Consider the following 18,674-nt stretch of genomic DNA (forward strand, 5'->3'; position numbering starts at 1 on the left):
TCGGGAGGGAACCGGACGCGGTGGTGCGGGGGGTGCCCGGGCGGGTCAGTCGTCGGTCCCGTCCTCGCGGAACCAGGCGATCGTGCGCCGCAGCCCCTCCTCGGCGCGCACCTGCGGTTCCCAGCCGAGCTTGTCGCGGGCCAGCGTGATGTCCGGGCAGCGCACGGCCGGGTCGTCCACCGGGCGTTCGATGAAGCGGATCTCCGACGGGGAGCCGGCGAGTTCGACGACCAGGCGGGCCAGGTCGAGCATGGTGATCTCGGTCGGGTTGCCGATGTTGACGGGGCCTCGCATGCCGTGGGCGGCCGCCGCGAGGATGCCGCGCACGGTGTCGTCGACGTAGCACAGCGACCGGGTCTGGCGGCCGTCGCCGGTCACGGTGAGGGGCTCGCCGGCCAGGGCCTGCCGTACGAAGGTCGGCACCGCGCGTCCGTCGTGGCCGCGCATCCGCGGGCCGTAGGTGTTGAACAGCCGCACGATGCAGGTGTCGGTGCCGTGGGTGTCGGCGTGGGCGGTGGTCAGCGCCTCGCCGAAGCGTTTGGCCTCGTCGTAGACGCTGCGCGGGCCGACCGGGTTGACGTTGCCCCAGTAGCGCTCGTTCTGGGGGTTCTGCTGCGGGTCGCCGTAGACCTCGGACGTCGAGGCGAGGACGAACCGGGCGTGGGAGGACCGTGCGAGTTCCAGGGCGTTGCGGGTGCCGACGCTGCCCGTCTCCATGGTGTGCAGCGGCAGTCGCAGGTAGTCCGCGGGGGACGCCGGGGAGGCGAAGTGCAGGACGAGGTCGGGCGTTCGCTTGATCCGCAGGCCCTCGGCGACGTCGGCCTGCACGAGCGTGAAGCCGGGCTGGTCGAGCATCGGGGATATGTTCTCGGGCCGGCCGGTGCTGAAGTCGTCCACGCAGGTGACGGCCGCGCCCGCGTCCAGCAGGGCGGCGCACAGGTGGGAGCCGACGAACCCGGCACCGCCCGTGACGACGGCGTGTTCCCAGCTCCGTGAGAGGGCGGTGGTCATCTCGGTCTCTCCTCCGTCAGCGGCGTCACTGCCCGGCACGACGGTGTGCGCCTCGGACCGCCGAGGGTGGCCGGAGACCGTCGAGCCCACGATCAGCGTCCGCCGACGGTGCGACTGGGGCACGGTCGCGTACGGCAAACCGGTGAGTCACGGAGGGTGAGGGGTAGGGGTTACCGGCTGTTCGCGCAGGTCGGGTGGGGCTGGATAGTTGGGAGCGGGGGTGCTCGTCCGGCCTGCGACGGGCGTGCGAGGCAGGGCTCGGATCGGCGGGCGGAGACCGCGCCGGTCCGGCAGACGGAGGCCGCCGCAGGCCTGCGGGCCGACGCCGTCGCGAAGAGGGAGGCCAACGCTGTCGCGGTTCGGGGCAGCACCGCCGTGAATCGGGAGGCCAACGCCACCGCGGACCGGGGAGCAGCCCCACCGCGAACCGGGAGGCCAACGCCACCGCGGACCGGGGAGCAGCCCCACCGCGAACCGGGAGGCCAACGCCACCGCGGACCGGGGAGCAGCCCCACCGCGAACCGGGAGGCCAACGCCACCGCGGACCGGGGAGCAGCCCCACCGCGAACCGGGAGGCCAACGCCACCGCGGACCGGGGAGCAGCCCCACCGCGAACCGGGAGGCCAACGCCACCGCGGACCGGGGAGCAGCGCCGCCCGGGCCGACAAGGTTGCGGGGGTTGCGCTCCCGGCGCATCGGCCCGCGGCCCTCCAGATACGCCCACCCGGGCCGATCAGCCAACGCCGCCGCGGGCGTCACCGAGGGCGCGGGCCGCAGCTGCCACACCAGGCGGACGGTGGCCACCGTCCGCCTGGACGCCGGGCAGGCGCCGGAGGGCGTCCACCGTCGAGGCCGCCGGGGACCGGGCCCACCACCAGTGGGGCCAGATCCGCGACACCGCGCGGTTGTGCGGACCAGCGCCGTCGCGGATCGAGAGGCCGATGCCGTCCCGGACCGGGGCCGGGCGCCGCATGAGTCGACAGACACGCCCACCCCGGGTTTGACGGCCAACGCCGCCGCGGACCGGCGAGCCGAAGCCGCCACGGACCGGCAGTCAGACACCACCGAAGGCCGGCGGACCGAGGGCGCCGTGAGCAGGTGGGGCGGGCCCCGTCAGGGAGACCTCCCGCGTCAGGCGATCAGCGTGCGGCCCGGATGCAGGCGGTCGAGGAGTTGGGAGTGGTGCAGTTCGGCCACCGGGGCGAGCAGGTCGGGGTGGCGCAGCAGGGCGGCGGCGCGCTGGTCGCTGTCGTCGGGCGCGACGAGCCGGCGGAACTCGGCCGGTGTGCCGGTGCTGTGGCTGCCGTCGGCGAGCGCGGCCACCGCCAGGGCGGCCAGCTCCGGGTCGGTGAGCAGACTGGCCGCCCAGCTCGCCACGACCTCGTCCACCCAGGTGCGCCAGGCGTGCGCGTCCACATCGTCGCCCAGGGAGGCGTCGGTGCCGGTGACCCAGTCCAGCCGCGCGGAGCCGCCGGGGCCCGCCACGCCGACCAGCGCGGCGTCCATCTCGGTCGGGTACCTGAGCCATGCCGCGACCGTCACGGCCTGCCGGGCCTGCACCTCGCACAGCGCGGAGGCGAGCGCGCCGCCGGAGGCGGGGAAGGCGCGCGTCAGCCACTGGGCGGTCGCCGCGATGACACAAGAGAGATCTGCTTGCACTGCCGGGCCGTCCGAGAGGGGTGGGGATGTGGGGGATCTGCCCGTAGACGGTAGTCGCCGCCCGGCGCCCCCGGACGTGATGGGGACCTCGTCCTGGATGTGGCCTCGGCCACATTGAAGCGGGGTTCGGGCAGGGACGTCGATCCCGTTTCGCCGTGGAGGGCCCGGGCACCCGCCCCACAGGGCCGGAGCAGGACAGGAGCAGTGTCATGACGGAACAGCGAACGGATCCGCCGGGCGCCCAGCGTGCTGCGGCCACTGACATGTCGCTGCTGGGCATCTACCTCAACGACCATCTCGCCGGCGCCACGGCCGGGACCGCACGGATTCGCTATCTGGCGCGCTCGTGCCGGGGTACGGCGCTGGGTGACGCCTTGGCCCCGATCGCCGCCGAGATCGCCGAGGACCGGGCGAGCCTGCTCCACATCATGCGGCGGCTCGACGTCCCGGTGCGGCGCTACAAGGTCTACGCGGGCCGCGCTGCCGAGCAGGTGGGCCGGCTGAAGAGCAACGGCCGCCTGGTGCGGCGGTCCCCGCTGAGCACGCTGTGGGAGCTGGAGGCGCTGGGTCTGGGGGTCGAGGGCAAGACGGCCGGCTGGCAGACGCTCCGCGACCTGGCCGCCACGGACGCGCGCCTCGACGCGCGGCAGCTCGACGACCTCGTCGAACGGGCCCGGCGGCAGCGCGCCACGCTGGAGGAACTGCGCCGCAGGCAGGTCGAGGTCGCCTTCCGCGAGACCTGACGCACCACCCCGTCGGCCTGCCTTACCAGAACCTGCTGCTGAGAGCCGGCTGACGCGACAGTTCCACGGCGTCCCGCAACCGCAGCGCGACGCTGATGGTGGCGCGCAGGGCGGAGGGACGTACGGTCTGGGCGGTCTCGGTGGCCAGGACCAGCAGGCAGGACGCCGCCTGCTCGACGACCGGCGCGGGGAAGGTGAAGTCGTTGTCGGCGGCCGCGCGGAACGCCTTCAGGGGGATCGCGGCCCCGTCGATGGCCCGGCGTGCGGCCTGCTCCAGGTGCTGTACGGCCTGTTCGCACACAGGGGCGGGCAGGGCGATGGTGCGCTGGAACGGTGAACTCGTCATGCCTGACTGGTCCCCCGGCGGCGGCCGGTTCTGTCGGCGGGCGGCGGGATTTCACCGTCCCGCGTGACCGGCGCGTGGCGAATGTCCCGGAATCGAAACGGCCGCCGGGTGGCGTGCAACGGCCGCCCGGGTACGAGAGGTCTGCTCCAGCGATCGGCTTCCCGGGCGAACGGTCCGCCACGGCGCGGGGAGCACGGGAGAGAAGACCACAACGGGGGTCTCCAGAATGTTCCGCACCACTGCACGCCCGGACCGCTGGCGCGCGTTCGCCGTCGGCTGTGTCGCCGCCCTCGGCATCGCCGCCGCGGCTGTCCCGGTCGCCGCCGCGTCCGCCGCCGGCACCGGCACCGGCACCGGCACCGGCACCGGCACCGGGGACCGGTACACCGCCGAGGAGACCCACACCTTCCTCAAGGACTTCCACGGTGAGCACGGCCCCGGGGACTTCGCCCGCACGTACGCGATCTCGCCGCAGCTCAAGGAGAAGGTCGCGGCCAACCCGGAGTTCGGCGTCCTGCTGTGCGCGCAGAACATCCCGGCGTCGATCGGCGTCGGTGCGGTGACCACGGCCCAGTAAGCCGGGGTCGGTGGGGCGACCGTCAGCACGTACTGGAACGGCGGGTCCGACCAGGCCGACTTCACGGCGTACGTGGACCTGGACCCGACGCGACCGAATCAGTTGCTGGACGTCGATTGCGGGTCCGATGGCTGAGTGCCGTCTGCGGGGGCCGTGGGGGCTGGGCGCGCCCCGCGGCGGAGCCGCACATCGGCACAGCCCCGCGCCCCTTGAGGGCGTGGTCGTACTCTGAGTGCCGATCAAGCTCGTACCTGAGGAGGGGCGCGTATGACCACCCGTACGGATGCCGTGGCCCGGCTCACCGGGCGGGCGGTCACCGGGGAACGGCCGCTGTCCGGGGCCCTCGCCGAGGTCACGCTCGACGACGGGCGGGTGGTGATCGTCAAGCGTGCCGACGGTCCGGGCGCGACGCGGGCCGAGGCGGCCGGGCTGCGCTGGCTGGCCGAGGCCCGCACGGTGCGGATACCGGACGTGCACGGCCATGACGGGAACTGGCTGGTCGTCGACCGGGTCACGGAGGGGCGGCCGAGCCGGGAGGCGGCGGTCCGCTTCGGCCGTGACCTGGCCGCCCTGCACGCCGCCGGAGCGCCCGCGTTCGGCGCGCCGCCACCGGACGGGCCGGCGGACGCGTACATCGGGCTCGCCCCGATGCGCAACGAGCCCGGCACCGACTGGCCGGGCTGGTACGCCGAGCATCGCGTGCTGCCGTATCTGCGGCGCGCGGTCGACCAGGGCACCGTCCGGTCCGGGGAGGCGGCCGTCGTGGAGCGGCTGTGCGAGCGGCTGCCGGGGCTGGCGGGGCCCGCCGAGCCGCCCGCGCGGCTGCACGGCGATCTGTGGAACGGCAATGTGCTGTGGGGGGCCGACGGGCACGTCCGGCTGATCGACCCGGCCGCGCACGGCGGGCACCGCGAGACCGATCTTGCGATGCTGCGTCTGTTCGGCTGCCCGCACCTGGAGCAGGTGCTGGACGGCTATCAGGAGGAGGTGCCGCTCGCCGACGGCTGGGCGGACCGCGTCGGCGTGCACCAGCTGTTCCCGCTGCTGGTGCACGCCGTGCTGTTCGGCCGCAGTTACGCGGAACAGGCCCTCGCGGTGGCCCGTAGCGTCCCGGCGGGGTGACGGGTCAGCGGGTCACGACGTGCCGTTCGTCCGGCACGCAGTGGGTCATGGTGAGGCCCTCGACGTCGCGCGGCTGGTTCTTGCCCAGGTTGGCCAGGCGTTCGCGGTCCTCGTCCGTGAGGTCCTGGCTCGCCAGCGGCTCCAGACCGGCGACGTCCTCCGGGCCGATGCCCAGTCCCTCGCCGACCCGCAGACCGAGGTCGTTCTCGACCAGCAGGAAGTGCCAGACCATGCGCTCCTGGACGGGCCGGTCGCACTGGGACAGCAGGCCGGTGAAGTTCTTCACCAGGTCGTCGCGCTCCCAGTCCTCCAGGAGCAGGTAGCGCTGGCCCGCCTGCATGTAGTCGTTGGTGCGGGGGATGCGCTTGCGGGTGAGCCGCCCCTCGATCACGGGTCCCTGCTCGTCATGGGTCGGGTAGCGGGCCTCGCGCAGGCCGCCGGTGATCGACGGCTCATAGTTGACCTGCGGGTTCTCGCCGCCGCCGTCCACGTGGTAGGTCATCTGGCCGTCGCGCTGGTTGGTGCTCACATCCGCGCTCTTGGCCTGGTTGACGGGCAGTTGCAGGTAGTTCGGGCCGACCCGGTAGCGCTGGGTGTCGCTGTAGGAGAAGGTCCGGCCGACCAGCATCTTGTCGTCGGAGAAGTCCAGCCCGTCGACGAGGACGCCGGTGCCGAAGGAGATCTGCTCGTTCTCGGCGAAGAAGTTCTCCGGCATCCGGTCGAGCACCATCCGGCCGACCGGCTTCGGCGGGAACTCCTGCTCGGGCCAGGTCTTGGTGTCGTCCAGCGGGTCGAAGTCGAGCTCGGGGTGGTCGTGGTCGTCCATCATCTGGACGACCAGCTCCCACTCCGGGTAGTCGCCCCGCCCGACGGCCTCGTACAGGTCCTTGGTGGCGTGGCCGAGGGAGTCGGCCTGGACGTTCGCCGCGTCCTCCTCGGTCATGCTGCGCACACCCTGCTTGGGCATCCAGTGGTACTTGACGAGCTTGGTGTCGCCGTCGGCGTTGACCCACTTGTAGGTGTTGACGCCGAAGCCCTGCATGTGGCGGTAGTCCGCGGGGATCCCGCGCGGGCTGAACAGGTTGACCAGCATGTGCATGGCCTCGGGCGTCTGCGACATGAAGTCGAAGATGCGCCGGGGCTGCTGTTCGAAGGTCACCGGGTCCGGCTTGAGGGCGTGGATGACGTCCGGGAACTTGATCGCGTCACGGATGAAGAAGACGGCGAGGTTGTTGCCGACCAGGTCCCAGTTGCCGTCCTCCGTGTAGAACTTCACCGCGAAACCACGCGGGTCGCGGGCGGCCTCGGAGGAGTCGCGGCCGCCGATGACAGTGGAGAAGCGGACGGCCACGTCCGTGCGTTTGCCGCGTTCCTGGAACAGTTTCGCCCGGGTGTGGCGGCTGATCGGCTCGTCGCCCCAGGTGCCGTAGGCCTCGAAGTGGCCGTAGGCGGTGACGCCGCGGGCGTGCACGACGCGCTCGGGGATGCGTTCCCGGTCGAAGTGGCTGATCTTCTCGAGGAACTGGTAGTTCTCCAGCGTGGCGGGGCCGCGGGGACCGACGGTGCGCTGGTTCTGGTTGTCGTAGACCGGATGGCCCTGGCGGTTGGTGAGGACCTTGCGGTCGTCGCCCGGAGCGGGACCGGTACCGGATACGTCCGTCATATGCGTGGGCTCCTTCGGCTCATGGCCGGCGGCCGACCGGGTCGGCGCCGCGAGCGGCCGCCCTGCCGGTCGTGGCGGAACGCCCGGGTACCCGGCGGGGCGGGGTCAGTCACGTGCCTCGCGCGGGTCGGGAGCCCGGCGGCGGTGCTGTCCGGGTCCGGACGGGGACAGCACCGCCGCCGCGGTCCTCACACGTGGGGCCGGCGGCCCCTCTCCTGCCGCGGGAAGCGCCGGTCGGCCCCGGGAGCGTCGGTTCGGGCAGGGTCGCGACCTCCTGCCGGGCCTTGCGCAGCTGTTCCGCCGTGTCGTCGGGCAGGCGGGGCGGGTGCGACCGGCCGTGTGAGAAGCGGAAGGCGGAGGTCAACCGCCCAAGCCCGCCCGCCGCCAGTCGGTGACGTCGGGCTCCTCGACGTCGGTGAAACGCTCCGGGAACTGGAGGGCGGAGGTGTGGTCGTAGGGCTCGGAGGCGACCCAGCCGCCCACCGTCCACGGCGAGACGATGATGGCGGGGACGCGGAAGCCGCCGCCGATCGGCAATACCTGGACGAACTCGTCCGGGGTGCCGGCGGGCGTGGTCGGCGGGACCAGGTGCACCGTCCTGATGGCGGCCGCCCCAGGGGCGGCCGGCGCGGACACCACCGCACCGCAGACCCGGCAGATCGCCTCGTCCGTCCTCGGCTCCGACTACAAGAATCACTCTCACCGCGCTGCGCTCGACGGAGGACGAGTACGCCGCCTCGGTTGCGCCTCCAGGTGTACACGCAGTCCGGCGGCGCCTGGAAGGAGTCCGACCGCGTGACCGTGGTCGACGCGGACGGCTGGTTCTGGTACCCGCTCACCGGCGAGTGTGCCGTCTGCGAGTTCCCGGCCGCGAGCACCGAGCCCGCGCCGCTGACGGTGAGCCTGCTGCTCACGCCGTCTCTCGGCTGCTCCGAGCCGGCCGAGTACGTCGTGGAGTACGTCGTGAAGGAGGGCAGGGTCTACACCGGCTGACCGGCCGGCCGGGTGGTTCAGCCACCCGGACACGCCCGGACACGCGAAAGGCCCGGACCCGCCCGCCGGCGGTGTCCGGGCCGTGTGCCCCCGGTTGGTGAGGCCTCAGCCGCCGTTGAGCCGTGCGCGCAGGAGGCTCTTGCCCAGTTCGGCACCCTTGCGGCTGTCCGCCTGGGCCTTGCGGAACAGGTCCGCGACCTCGGTGTCCTTGGCACGCTCCGCGTCCTGGATGTAGCTCTCCAGACGCAGGGCGTTGTTCAGGCACGCCTCGACATACCAGATCAGGTTGTAGTCCTTGTCCTGCGTACCGGTCACGCCGCCGGTCTCCGTCTCGCTGGTCATTCGGACCTCCTTCTTGCGGAGCGGACCTCTTCAGGCGCCGGACGGGTACCCGTCCTCCGGTCGGACACACAGCCCGCCCGCATCACGTTCCGTGACCACTTGATCACGTCCTCATTGCGCGGGCCTCCGGCCGGGCGGCCAGACCCGCACGCACTACCAACTCCCCTCCCCCGTACGGCAATCCCGACAGTTGCCACAGAAGCGAACAGACGTTGGTCAATTTCAGAATGAAGTGCCGCTCCACCGTGCGAGATCGGTCGATGACGGTGTGTACTGTGCTGCGGGTGGCTCGTCAGAGCACCTCGGACCCCGCCTTGCCCGACTCTCCCTGGACTCGACTCGATGATCGAATTACCGGACCTGGTGGTCGGCGGTCTCGCCGTCGGCACACTGTCCGCGTTCGCCCTCGGCGGCGGGTTGCTGCGCTCACGGCGGCAACTGGCCGCGCAGCGCGCCAAGACAGCCGCCCTGCGGGCGCAACTCGACGGCACCTCACGGGCGTTCACGGCCGAGGTCGAGCACCTGGCGGCGCGTCGCCTGCCCGCCGCGGCCCGGCAGGTGGCCCATCCGCACGTCGGCGTGCCCGGCCCGCTCAGCCCGCAGCTCGCCGGTTCGCCGCTGGGTCTCGCGCTGGAGCAGGTGCTGAAGGGGCTGAAGGCCGAACTCGCCGCGCAGCGCACCCGGATCGACGCCGCCGCGCAGGCCGGGATGCGCGGGGCCACGCGGGAGATCCAGGCGGCGCTGTACCGGTTGCAGGACGCCCTGCGCGGTCTGCAACAGCGCTATGACGACCCCGAGTTGGCGCAGACCCTGTTCGAGCTGGACCACGAGAACGAGCAGTCGCTGCGGCGCGCGCAGACCGCCGCGGTGGTGTGCGGAGCCTGGGTGGGACTGGCCCGGGAGACGTCCCATCTGGTGGACGCGGTGACGGGCGGCCAGGCCCGGCTCGCGGGCTACCAGCGCGTCCGGGTCCACAACCACCTGGCGGCGGGCACCGCCCTGGTGTCCCACGCCGTCGAGCCGGTCGCCATCATCGTCGCCGAGCTGCTCGACAACGCGCTGCGGCACTCCGCGCCCGACACCGACGTCGTGGTCAACCTGGAGGCCGTCGCCCACGGCGTCTGTGTCACCGTGGACGACGCCGGGCTGGGCATGACGCAGGACGAACGGGCCCGTGCCCAGCGGATGGTGGCCGGCTCCGAACCGATCCTGCTCACCGAGCTCGGCGACCCGCCGCGCATGGGACTCGCCGCCATCGGCCAGCTGACCCGGCAGTTCGATCTGAGCGTGGACCTGTCCTCCCCGTCCCCGTACGGCGGTGTGCGGGCGGTGCTGCGGGTCGACAGTCACCTGCTGACCCGCATCGATCCCGAAGAGCTGCCGCCGGCGGCCAGCGCCCCGCGGTCGACGCGCAGGGCGGAGCGGGACACGGCGGGCGGCGCCGCCTCGTCCCGCGGTGCCGCGACGCCCCGCGGTGCCGAGCCGGGCCCCTCCGCCCCTGACGTCCCGGCCGCCCCTGCCCGTGAACCCGAGCCGGACCCGGCCACCGCGTCCCGGACGCCCGAGGAACCGTCCACCACCACCGCCCGCCCCACCCCGTCCGACGATCACGGCTACGGCACGGACCAGGACGACCAGGCCTCCGCCCCGGCTCCCGGCCACCACGGCCCCCGTGACAGCGGCGGTCTCCCCCAGCGGCGCCGCCGCAGCCGGGCCACGCCCCCGCCGGACAGCCCGGCTTCCTCACCCGCACCCGCACCCGCACCCGCACCCGCACCCGCACCCGCACCACAGCATCGGCCGCGGCGCCCCGAGGAGTCCGCCGCCGCCCTCGGCGCCCTCCAGTCCGGCACGGCGGCCGCACGTTGTGCCGCCCGGCCGAACACCGGCGCCGTTCCAGCCGTACCTGATGGTGTCCCGGCCGCGACCACGGACGACGGGACACCCGACGACACCGACCGAGACCGCAACGACCACGAAGGGGGAACGGCTCGATGACCAGCCGCGCAGCGGGGGACACGGCCTGGGTGCTCGAACCGGTCCTGGAGGTCCCGCACGTCGTGGCCGCCGTCCTGCTCACCCGGGACGGGCTCGTGACGGGCTACACCGACGCGCTGTCGCAGCCGTCGGCCGAGCGGGTCGCCGCCATCACCAGCACCGTGCAGGGCGCGTGCCGCACCGCGGCGGCGGCGTTCGCCGACTCCGACCGGGCCGACATCCGGCAGGTCGTCATCGAGTCGGCCCACGGCTATGTGCTCATCGTGCCGACGGACCACGGCACCTGCGTGGCCGCGTACGGCGACCCCGAGGTGCGCCTGGACCTGCTCGCGCACCGCGTGCACTCGCAGGTCGCGCGGCTCGGTGAGAAGGCGATGGCCGCCGGGCCCCGAGGGGCCGACGGCGACACGCCGGCATGACCGGCCGCCGAGGCGGCCGTCCCCTGGTTCCCGCGTATCTGTCGACCGGCGGAGTGGCCCGGCCCAGCCGTGCCCATCTGGAGCGGCTGTCGGTCCTCACCGGCAGCGGCGAGCCGGCTCCCGCCGATCTGCCCGCCGCGCAGGCGACCCTGCTGGAGGAACTGGAGTACGGATCGCTGACGGTGGTGGAGGCCGCGGCCCTGCTGCGGCTGCCGGTCTCCGCCGTGATGGTGCTGGCCGCCGACCTCATCGACCGTGGCCTGGTGCTGGCCCGCGCGCCGATCCCGCCCGCCCGGCGTTTCGACCCCGACCTGCTGAAGAGAGTGGCCGATGGCCTCCGCGACCTCAAGCACCCTTGACACCGCCGCCGGCGGCAACGGCATCCATCTCCCGGACACCGCCCGCGACCTGGTGAAGATCCTGGTCACGGGGCCGTTCGGGGCGGGCAAGACCACCCTCATCGGCTCCGTCTCGGAGATCCTCCCGCTGCACACGGAGGAGCGGCTCACCGAGGCGTCCGCGCGGGTCGACGATCTCGCCGGGGCCCGGGACAAGTCGACCACCACGGTCGCCATCGACTTCGGCCGGATCAGCCTGCCGGGCGACATCGTGCTGTATCTGTTCGGCACGCCCGGCCAGGAGCGGTTCCGGTCACTGTGGGACGACATCGCCCACGGGGCGCTGGGCGCGCTCGTGCTGGTCGACACCCGCCGGATCGACGCCTCGTTCGACGTGCTCGGACTGGTGGAGGAGACCGGACTGCCGTACGCGGTCGCCTTCAACACCTTTCCGGACGCGCCCCGGCACCACACGCCCGAGCAGTTGCGCGCCGCCCTGGACCTGGACCCGACCACCCCGATGGTGACCTGCGACGCGCGGGAGGCGAACTCCTCGGTCGACTCCCTGCTCGCCCTGGTCCAGCACCTGATCGACCACCGACCCGCGGAGCACCGGTGACCCACCCGTCCCCTGCCGAGCAGGCCTTCTCCCTCGCGGCGCCCGTGCGCCTGTGGGAGGACGGCTTCGCCCGCGACCCCCGCCCGTACTACGCCGCCCTGCGCACCCACGGCCCGGTCGGCTGGGCGGAACTCGCGCCCGGTGTGCCGGCGTACGTCGTCACGGACCGGCGGGCGGCTCTGGATCTGCTGCACGACACGAAGACGTTCTCACACGATCCCCGGCCCTGGGAGGCGACCGTCCCCGACGACTCGCCGGTGCTCGGGATGATGCGCTGGCGGCCCAACACGCTGTTCGCCGACGGTGCCGCCCACATCCGCTACCGCACCACGCTGATCGACGCCTTCGATCTGGTGGAGCCGCACGACCTGCGGGCCCGGGTGCACCGGGCGGTGCATCTGCTCGTGAGCCGGATCGGGCCGCGCGGCGAGGCCGACCTGGTGGGCGAGTTCACCAGGCCGCTGATGGCACTGGTGTTCAACAGCCTGTTCGGGCTGCCGGACAGCGCGAGCGACCGGCTCGACGCCGCGCTCGGCAAGCTGATCGAGGGCGGCGCGCAGGCGGGGCAGGGCGAGGCGGAGTACGCCGGGTACGTGCTGGAGCTGATCGCGGCGAAGGCCGAGCGGCGCGGCGACGACCTGCCGAGCTGGCTGCTGGACCATCCGGCGGGGCTGACCCCCGAGGAGGTCACCTGGCAGGTGTTCCTCACGCTCGGCGCGGGACACGAGCCGACGGCCAACCTGGTGTCCAACGCGCTGTCCAGGATCCTCGGCAACCCGGACTACTACTCGACGCTCACCAGCGGCGCCCGCCCGGTGACGGACGCGGTGCTGGAGGTGTTGCACCACGAGACACCGCTCGCCAACTACGGCATCCACTACGCCCGCACACCCGTCACCTTCCATGGTGTGTGGATCAGGGCCGCGGTGCCTGTGGTGATCTCGTACGGGGCGCTCGCGCAGGCCACCGAGCAGGAGCGCGGCGCGGACCGTCACCCGGGCGACGCCTCCCACCTGTCCTGGTCGGCGGGCCCGCACGCCTGCCCGGTCAAGCAGCACACCCTGCTCATCGCCACCGAGGCGATCGAACGGCTCACCCAGTGGCTGCCCGACCTCGAACCCGTGCTGCCCCGCGAGCGCCTCACCTGGCGGCCCGGCCCGTTCCACCGGTCGCTGACGGCGCTGCCCGTCCGCTTCAGCCCCCGCTCCCCCGACCAGCCAGGAGGACGTCCGTGACCGTGACCGACCGCATCGCCCTCGACCCGTTGGGCGCCGACATCGCCGCCGAGAGCGCCCGGCTGCGCGCCCTCGGCCCGATCGTGCCCGTGGAGCTGCCCGGTGGGATCCCCGCCTGGGCGCCCACGCGCTACGGCACGCTGAAGGAACTCATCCTCGACCCGCGGGTCAGCAAGGACCCGCGGCTGCACTGGCGGCTGTGGCCCGAGATCGGCGAACATCCGTCCTGGGCCTGGATCCTGGGCTGGGTGGGCGTGGTCAACATGCTCTCCACCTACGGCACGGACCACACGCGGCTGCGCAAGCTGGTGGCGCCCAGCTTCACGCACCGCCGCACCGAGGCGATGCGGCCCCGGGTGACGGCGATCACCGAGGAGCTGCTGGACGCGCTCGACGCGGCCGACGGCGAGGTCGTGGACCTCAAGGCGGGGTTCGCCCATCCGCTGCCGATGCGGATCATCTGCGAACTGTTCGGCGTGCCGGATGAGTTGCGGGAGGACACCGGCCGTCTCGTCGCGGCCATCATGGACACCTCCGATACGAGCCCGGAACACGCGGCGTCCGTCCAGCAGCAGATCGGCACGGTGCTGCCCGCACTGATCGCGCACAAGGCAGCGCACCCCGGTGACGACCTGACCACCGAGCTGATCCGGGTCCGCGACGAGGACGGCGACCGGCTCGGCGACGAGGAGCTGCTGTACACGCTGCTCCTGGTCATCGGGGCCGGCTTCGAGACCACCGTCAATCTCATCGGCAACGCGGCCGTCGCCCTGCTGCGCCACCCAGAGCAGCTCGCCGCCGTACGGACCGGGGAGATCGGCTGGGACGCCGTGATCGACGAGACGCTGCGCGCGCACCCGTCGATCGCCTCGTTGCCGCTCCGGTTCGCCGTCACCGACCTCCCCGTCGGCGACGTCACGATCCCGGCAGGCGACGCCATCATCACGACGTACGCCGCCGCGGGCTTCGACCCCGAGCACTACGGACCGGACGCCGACGTCTTCGACGCCACGCGCGCCGCCGACGACCATCTGGCGTTCGGGATCGGCGTCCACCGCTGCATCGGGGCACCCCTGGCCCGGCTGGAGGCGCTGACCGCGCTGCCGGCGCTGTTCGACCGGTTCCCGGGCCTGAGCCTGGCCGCCGGTGACGAGGGCCTGCGGCAGGTGCCGTCCTTCATCGCCATCGGCTGGCAGGAGATTCCGGTGCGGCTGCGGGGCTGATTCACCAGGAGGGACGCCGCCTCACCGGGCAGCTCGCGGGAGCGCGACCGGTCCCCCGTTCCGGTCGAGCCCCCGCGGCTCGTCGAACCTACGTCCATGGCAGAGCCCTTGTGAATCGCGTCGATGCCCGTTGCACGCTCAACAGGGCTCACCCGTGCACAGTTGAGTCCGGATGGCCCGGTTTCGTCCCCCGAAAGCTGGCCAACCGGTTGCCCCGGGGGGCGAGCGGGTCAGTCGTGGCGGCGGAAAACCGGCGGGTCGAGGTCACCGACGGCCAGGTGGGCCAGCACGACCTCGTACAGGTCGGTGCCCGCGGCGAGGAGCTGGCGTTCCAGGACGGGTTCGGCGCTGCGGACGTGCTCGCGCACGGTCTGCGCGTGCATGCCCAGGGCCTGCGCGGCCCGTTCGGCGTTGCCGCCGGCGGCGATCCAGGCGCGCAGTGTCCGGCGCGGGTTCCTCGCGTCCGCGTCCAGCCGACCCAGCAGGTTCTGTGCCCAGGTGCGCAGGGCGGGCCCGGACAGCAGGTCGGAGAGCCGGAGCGCGGAGTCCTCGGCGTCGTCGGTGAACGGGGCGTCGGGCAGCCCGATCCGGGTGTTGAGAGCCAGGTGGACGACGGCCCGGACGGTGAGGTCGGCGAAGTCGGTGCCGAGCAGGGCTTCCACGCGTTCCATCCGGGCGCGGACGGTGTTGCGGCTGACGCCGAGGACCTTGGCGGTGTTGACGGCGGTGAACTCCAGGCCGAGGCGCGTGGTGGCGAGGAGTTCGGCGCGGGTGTGGTGCGGGAGGGTGTCGAGCGGGCGCAGTACGCGGGCGGTCCAGCCGCGCAGCGCCTCCGGGTCCATGAGGCGTTCGGGGTGGGTGCGCTCGGCGTAGACCGCGGTCTTGTCGGGCCGGAAGTGGGCGACGGCCAGGGCGCTGACGGCCTGTCCGTAGGCGGTGGCGGTGCGGGCGAGGCTCTGCCGGACGCTGCCGCCGAGGAAGATGTCCGGGTACCGGCCGACCAGTGACCGCAGCGCCTCGCCGGTGGTGTCGCGGGGGCAGACGACGATCACATGGCCGTCCATGGCCGGGCAGCGCACGACCAGGGCCTCCTCCCCGGTGTTGTCCAGGCACTCCTCGGCGACCCGGTCGCGCAGGGCGGGGTCGGACTCGACGACGTACACGCACGCCGTGTCGGCGTCGAGCAGCCCGGGCCAGAGGCCGGCGGCGACGCGGCGGGCGGCGATGGTGTCCTCGACCATCAGCAGTTGCAGGATCGCCAGGCGCAGGTCGGAGGTGGCCCGCCGGAGCCGGTGCCCGGCCGCGGTCGACTCGCGCGCGCTCAGCAGGAGTTCGATCACCTGGGCGGTGTGCATGACGATGTCGGCGGCCCGGCGGTCGAAGGGGATCTCGCGGGAGACGGCCAGGACGCAGGTGTGGGACGGGTGTTCCACCCTGACCAGGCGCAGGTGGCGCTCCCGGCTCTCCCAGGCGGCGGAGGCGATCCGGCCGGCGGTGATGTCCGTGACGAGGTCCTCGTCGAGCGGGAGGCGGGTTCCGGCGATGAGGTTCCCGGCGGCGTCCTGAAGGGCCACGGACCCGCGCAGGGCACCGGAGAGCCAGCCCACGAGCCTGCGCACGTCGCGACCCGCCGGGCGCAGGTGTTCGAGCAGTTCCTCCGCCCATCCCGGGCCCGGCCCGGCCGGTGTCTCGCGCTGCCGGTTCCCGTCCTCTCGGCCAGCCACCTCGGCCTTCCCCCTCGCTCCTCGCACCGCCTCCGGCGCACCGGTCGGGGACGTTACCTCACACGTCCCCGCTCTCTTCCCGGGCGGACCACGCCGGGCGCCCGCCCACGGGCCGACACCCGCCCTGCGCCGCCGCACCGCGCGGGCGGCATAAGCTCGGCGGATGGCGAAGTACTACGACGTGCACCCCGACAACCCCCAGCCCCGCACCATCGGCCAGATCGCCGACAGCATCCGTGCGGACGCTCTTGTCGCCTACCCCACGGACTCCTGTTACGCACTGGGCTGCCGCCTGGGCAGCCGTGACGGGATCGAGCGGATCCGGGCGATCCGCAAGCTGGACGACCGGCACCACTTCACCCTCGTGTGCCAGGACTTCGCGCAGCTCGGCCAGTTCGTGCGGATCGACAACGACGTGTTCCGCGCGATCAAGGCGTCGACGCCCGGCAGCTACACGTTCATCCTGCCCGCGACGAAGGAGGTGCCACGCATGCTCCAGCATCCCAAGAAGAAGACGGTCGGCGTGCGGATCCCCGCCCACGTCGTCACCCAGGCCCTGCTCGCCGAGCTCGGTGAGCCGCTGCTGTCCAGCACCCTGCTGCTGCCCGGCGAGGAGGAGCCGATGACGCAGGGCTGGGAGATCAAGGACCTGCTCGACCACGTGCTGGACGGGGTGGTCGACTCCGGTGACTGCGGCACCGAGCCGACGACGGTGATCGACTTCTCCGGCGGTGAGGCCGAGATCGTGCGGCACGGCGCGGGCGACACGTCACGCTTCCAGTAAAGGGCGCGCCAAGGGGCGTTCACGGTTGCGCCGGGTGCCGGGGGTGGGCGAAATGCCCCGGGAAACGGCGTGTCACGATGACCATGATCCGCCCGGTCACGCGGACGGGTCCCTGGCCGACACCCGTAGAGAGGCAGCCCAGCCATGACCGCCGTACAGGGAACCGCTGTCGACATTCCCACCGAGGACGGCACCGCCGACGCGTATCTGACCCGTCCCGCGGACGGGGCCGCCCACCCGGCGGTCCTGCTCTACATGGACGCCTTCGGACTGCGTCCGCGGCTGCGGTCCATGGCCGACCGGCTGGCCGGTGAGGGCTACACGGTGCTGGTGCCCAATGTGTTCTACCGGCATGGCCGCGCCCCGCTGTTCGAGCTGCCCGAGTTCATCGACCCGGGGGCGCGGCCGGAGATATTCGAGCGCATCATGCCGGTCATGCGGGCGCTGACGCCCGAACGGGCGATGCGGGACGCCGGTGCCTATCTGCGCCGGCTGGCCGAGTCGCCCGCGGTGGCCGACGGCCCGGTCGCGCTGACCGGCTACTGCATGGGGGCGCGCCTGTCGCTGCTCACGGCCGGGACCTACCCGGAGCGGGTCGCGGCCGCGGCCGGCTTCCACGGCGGGCGCCTGGCGACGGACACGCCGGACAGCCCGCACCTGGTGGCCGGCAAGGTCACCGCCGAGCTGTACTTCGGCCACGCCGACCAGGACCCCTCGCTGCCCCAGGAGCAGATCGAGCGCCTGGAGGGGGCCCTGAACGCGGCGGGCGTCCGCCACCGGTGCGAGGTGTACCCGGGCGCGCCCCACGGTTTCACGCAGGCCGACACCGCGGCGTACCACAAGGAGGCCGACGAGCGGCACTGGTCGGCCCTGCTCGACCTGCTGAAGCGCACATTCTGACCTCAATCGACTCCAGGTGAACAGAAGGTGGCGTCCTACCGACGGTAAGGGCTTGCCTTCCCGCGATCCCTGCGCGTAGACCTTGCTGAAACCAGCCATGACTCGGGGGGAGTTGGCTTATGGACGGCACGGTCGACGGGTTCCGCTACGGTGCGGTGACTCCGGTGGCGGCCTATGTGATGGCCTGTCTGGGAGGGGCGCTGGGGCTGCGGTGCATCGTGCGCTCGCTGCTCGACACGCGGTCGTGGAAGCCCGGCTGGCTGGCGTTAGGCGCCGCCTCCATCGGGTGCGGCATCTGGACGATGCACTTCATCGCCATGATCGGCTTCCACGTGGAGGAGACCCGGGTCCGTTATGACGCGGCCACGACGGTGCTCAGTCTCGTCGTGGCCGTCGCCGTTGTGGGCATCGGCGTGTTCATCGTCGGCTGTCGCGGCACGGGCCGTGACACCCTGGCGGTCGCGGGGGTCGTCACGGGACTGGGGGTGGCGGCCATGCACTACCTGGGCATGGCGGCGATGCGGCTGCACGGCGACATCGGCTACGACCCGGTCGCTGTCGTCCTGTCCGTGCTGATCGCCATCGCCGCCGCGACCGCCGCGCTGTGGGCGGCCGTCACGATCCGCGGCTTCCTGGCGAGCGTCGGGGCGAGCCTGGTGATGGGCGTGGCGGTGTCCGGGATGCACTACACGGGCATGGCCGCCGTCAGCGTCCATGTCCACGACACGACCGGCGGGACGTGGGAGGGCGACTCGCCCCTGTCCTTGCTGCTGCCGATGCTGCTCGGGCCGGTCGTCTTCCTGCTGCTGGCCGGGGTCGTGGTCATGTTCGACCCGCTGCTGGTACACGGCGAGCGGGCCGGGAACCGGAGCCCCGCCCCGTCCCCGGACGCCTCCGCCGGTGTCCGGGCCGCCAACTCCGTTCCCGCACCGCGCACTTCGTGGCACGACACGGACTCGCACACCCGCGGCCGCTGAA

18 protein-coding genes and 2 pseudogenes are annotated in these 18,674 nt (G+C 72.9%); 13 read left to right on the forward strand and 7 right to left on the reverse strand.

What is annotated here, in order from left to right; genetic code table 11:
• Positions 1–45 precede the first annotated feature (45 nt).
• Both V8690_RS00795 and V8690_RS00800 read right to left on the reverse strand, forming a co-directional pair.
• A complete protein-coding gene (locus tag V8690_RS00795; protein ID WP_338775362.1) occupies positions 46–1,011 on the reverse strand; it encodes an NAD-dependent epimerase/dehydratase family protein in 966 nt (321 codons plus the stop codon).
• Between the two features lie 1,131 nt (positions 1,012–2,142).
• Complete coding sequence (locus V8690_RS00800) at positions 2,143–2,670, reverse strand: hypothetical protein (protein WP_338775363.1); 528 nt, start codon at positions 2,668–2,670, stop codon at positions 2,143–2,145.
• 209 nt (positions 2,671–2,879) lie between these two features.
• Between V8690_RS00800 and V8690_RS00805 the strand changes: the two genes are divergently transcribed.
• Positions 2,880–3,413, forward strand: a complete 534-nt coding sequence (locus V8690_RS00805; RefSeq protein WP_338775364.1) for a hypothetical protein — start codon at positions 2,880–2,882, stop codon at positions 3,411–3,413.
• Positions 3,414–3,435: 22 nt separating this feature from the next.
• On the opposite strand, the gene V8690_RS00810 is transcribed toward V8690_RS00805, so the two are convergent.
• A complete protein-coding gene (locus tag V8690_RS00810) occupies positions 3,436–3,759 on the reverse strand; it encodes a hypothetical protein (protein WP_338775365.1) in 324 nt (107 codons plus the stop codon).
• Positions 3,760–3,985: 226 nt separating this feature from the next.
• Here V8690_RS00810 and V8690_RS00815 point away from each other — a divergent pair, with 226 nt between their 5' ends.
• Positions 3,986–4,336 carry a hypothetical protein gene (locus tag V8690_RS00815; protein WP_338775366.1) on the forward strand — a complete coding sequence of 117 codons (351 nt, stop codon included), beginning with the start codon at positions 3,986–3,988 and terminating at the stop codon, positions 4,334–4,336.
• Between the two features lie 267 nt (positions 4,337–4,603).
• On the forward strand, positions 4,604–5,458 hold the full coding sequence (locus V8690_RS00820) for a fructosamine kinase family protein (RefSeq protein WP_338775367.1): 855 nt from the start codon (positions 4,604–4,606) through the stop codon (positions 5,456–5,458).
• Between the two features lie 4 nt (positions 5,459–5,462).
• Here the strand turns inward: V8690_RS00820 and V8690_RS00825 are convergent, their stop codons facing one another.
• The gene (locus tag V8690_RS00825; RefSeq protein WP_338775368.1) at positions 5,463–7,121 is read right to left on the reverse strand and encodes a catalase; all 1,659 of its coding nucleotides are present in this window, start codon (positions 7,119–7,121) and stop codon (positions 5,463–5,465) included.
• 188 nt (positions 7,122–7,309) lie between these two features.
• Positions 7,310–7,712, reverse strand: a pseudogene (locus V8690_RS00830) (alkaline phosphatase family protein); the annotation flags it as partial.
• A gap of 10 nt (positions 7,713–7,722) precedes the next feature.
• On the opposite strand from V8690_RS00830, the pseudogene V8690_RS00835 reads away from it, so the two are divergent.
• Positions 7,723–8,114: pseudogene (locus V8690_RS00835) on the forward strand (hypothetical protein).
• Positions 8,115–8,219: 105 nt separating this feature from the next.
• On the opposite strand, the gene V8690_RS00840 reads toward V8690_RS00835, so the two are convergent.
• On the reverse strand, positions 8,220–8,456 hold the full coding sequence (locus V8690_RS00840; RefSeq protein ID WP_338775369.1) for a hypothetical protein: 237 nt from the start codon (positions 8,454–8,456) through the stop codon (positions 8,220–8,222).
• A 342-nt stretch (positions 8,457–8,798) separates the two neighbouring features.
• On the opposite strand from V8690_RS00840, the gene V8690_RS00845 reads away from it, so the two are divergent.
• The 6 genes from V8690_RS00845 to V8690_RS00870 are packed head-to-tail and all read left to right on the forward strand — an operon-like array spanning position 8,799 to position 14,288.
• Complete coding sequence (locus tag V8690_RS00845; protein ID WP_338775370.1) at positions 8,799–10,454, forward strand: ATP-binding protein; 1,656 nt, start codon at positions 8,799–8,801, stop codon at positions 10,452–10,454.
• Positions 10,451–10,873 carry a roadblock/LC7 domain-containing protein gene (locus V8690_RS00850; RefSeq protein WP_338775371.1) on the forward strand — a complete coding sequence of 141 codons (423 nt, stop codon included), beginning with the start codon at positions 10,451–10,453 and terminating at the stop codon, positions 10,871–10,873. The genes V8690_RS00845 and V8690_RS00850 overlap by 4 nt, the downstream gene beginning before the upstream one ends.
• Positions 10,870–11,232, forward strand: coding sequence for a DUF742 domain-containing protein (locus V8690_RS00855; RefSeq protein WP_338775372.1), 363 nt, complete (start codon positions 10,870–10,872; stop codon positions 11,230–11,232). Before V8690_RS00850 ends, V8690_RS00855 begins: the two co-directional genes overlap by 4 nt.
• Complete coding sequence (locus tag V8690_RS00860; RefSeq protein ID WP_338775373.1) at positions 11,204–11,830, forward strand: ATP/GTP-binding protein; 627 nt, start codon at positions 11,204–11,206, stop codon at positions 11,828–11,830. The genes V8690_RS00855 and V8690_RS00860 overlap by 29 nt, the downstream gene beginning before the upstream one ends.
• On the forward strand, positions 11,827–13,065 hold the full coding sequence (locus V8690_RS00865) for a cytochrome P450 (protein WP_338775374.1): 1,239 nt from the start codon (positions 11,827–11,829) through the stop codon (positions 13,063–13,065). Before V8690_RS00860 ends, V8690_RS00865 begins: the two co-directional genes overlap by 4 nt.
• Complete coding sequence (locus tag V8690_RS00870) at positions 13,062–14,288, forward strand: cytochrome P450 (RefSeq protein WP_338775375.1); 1,227 nt, start codon at positions 13,062–13,064, stop codon at positions 14,286–14,288. Before V8690_RS00865 ends, V8690_RS00870 begins: the two co-directional genes overlap by 4 nt.
• 230 nt (positions 14,289–14,518) lie before the next feature.
• Here the strand turns inward: V8690_RS00870 and V8690_RS00875 are convergent, their stop codons facing one another.
• Positions 14,519–16,012 (reverse strand): helix-turn-helix domain-containing protein, encoded by a 1,494-nt coding sequence (locus V8690_RS00875; protein WP_338775376.1) that lies wholly within the window; start codon positions 16,010–16,012, stop codon positions 14,519–14,521.
• Between the two features lie 163 nt (positions 16,013–16,175).
• On the opposite strand from V8690_RS00875, the gene V8690_RS00880 reads away from it, so the two are divergent.
• The 3 genes from V8690_RS00880 to V8690_RS00890 all read left to right on the forward strand — a co-directional run bounded on the left by V8690_RS00880 (position 16,176) and on the right by V8690_RS00890 (position 18,673).
• Positions 16,176–16,796, forward strand: coding sequence for an L-threonylcarbamoyladenylate synthase (locus V8690_RS00880; protein WP_338775377.1), 621 nt, complete (start codon positions 16,176–16,178; stop codon positions 16,794–16,796).
• Between the two features lie 144 nt (positions 16,797–16,940).
• The gene (locus V8690_RS00885; protein WP_338775378.1) at positions 16,941–17,696 is read left to right on the forward strand and encodes a dienelactone hydrolase family protein; all 756 of its coding nucleotides are present in this window, start codon (positions 16,941–16,943) and stop codon (positions 17,694–17,696) included.
• A 119-nt stretch (positions 17,697–17,815) separates the two neighbouring features.
• Positions 17,816–18,673 (forward strand): MHYT domain-containing protein, encoded by an 858-nt coding sequence (locus V8690_RS00890; protein ID WP_338775379.1) that lies wholly within the window; start codon positions 17,816–17,818, stop codon positions 18,671–18,673.
• Position 18,674 lies beyond the last annotated feature (1 nt).

The sequence above is a fragment of the Streptomyces sp. DG1A-41 genome, assembly GCF_037055355.1.
In the GTDB taxonomy this organism is placed as follows: Bacteria; Actinomycetota; Actinomycetes; order Streptomycetales; family Streptomycetaceae; genus Streptomyces.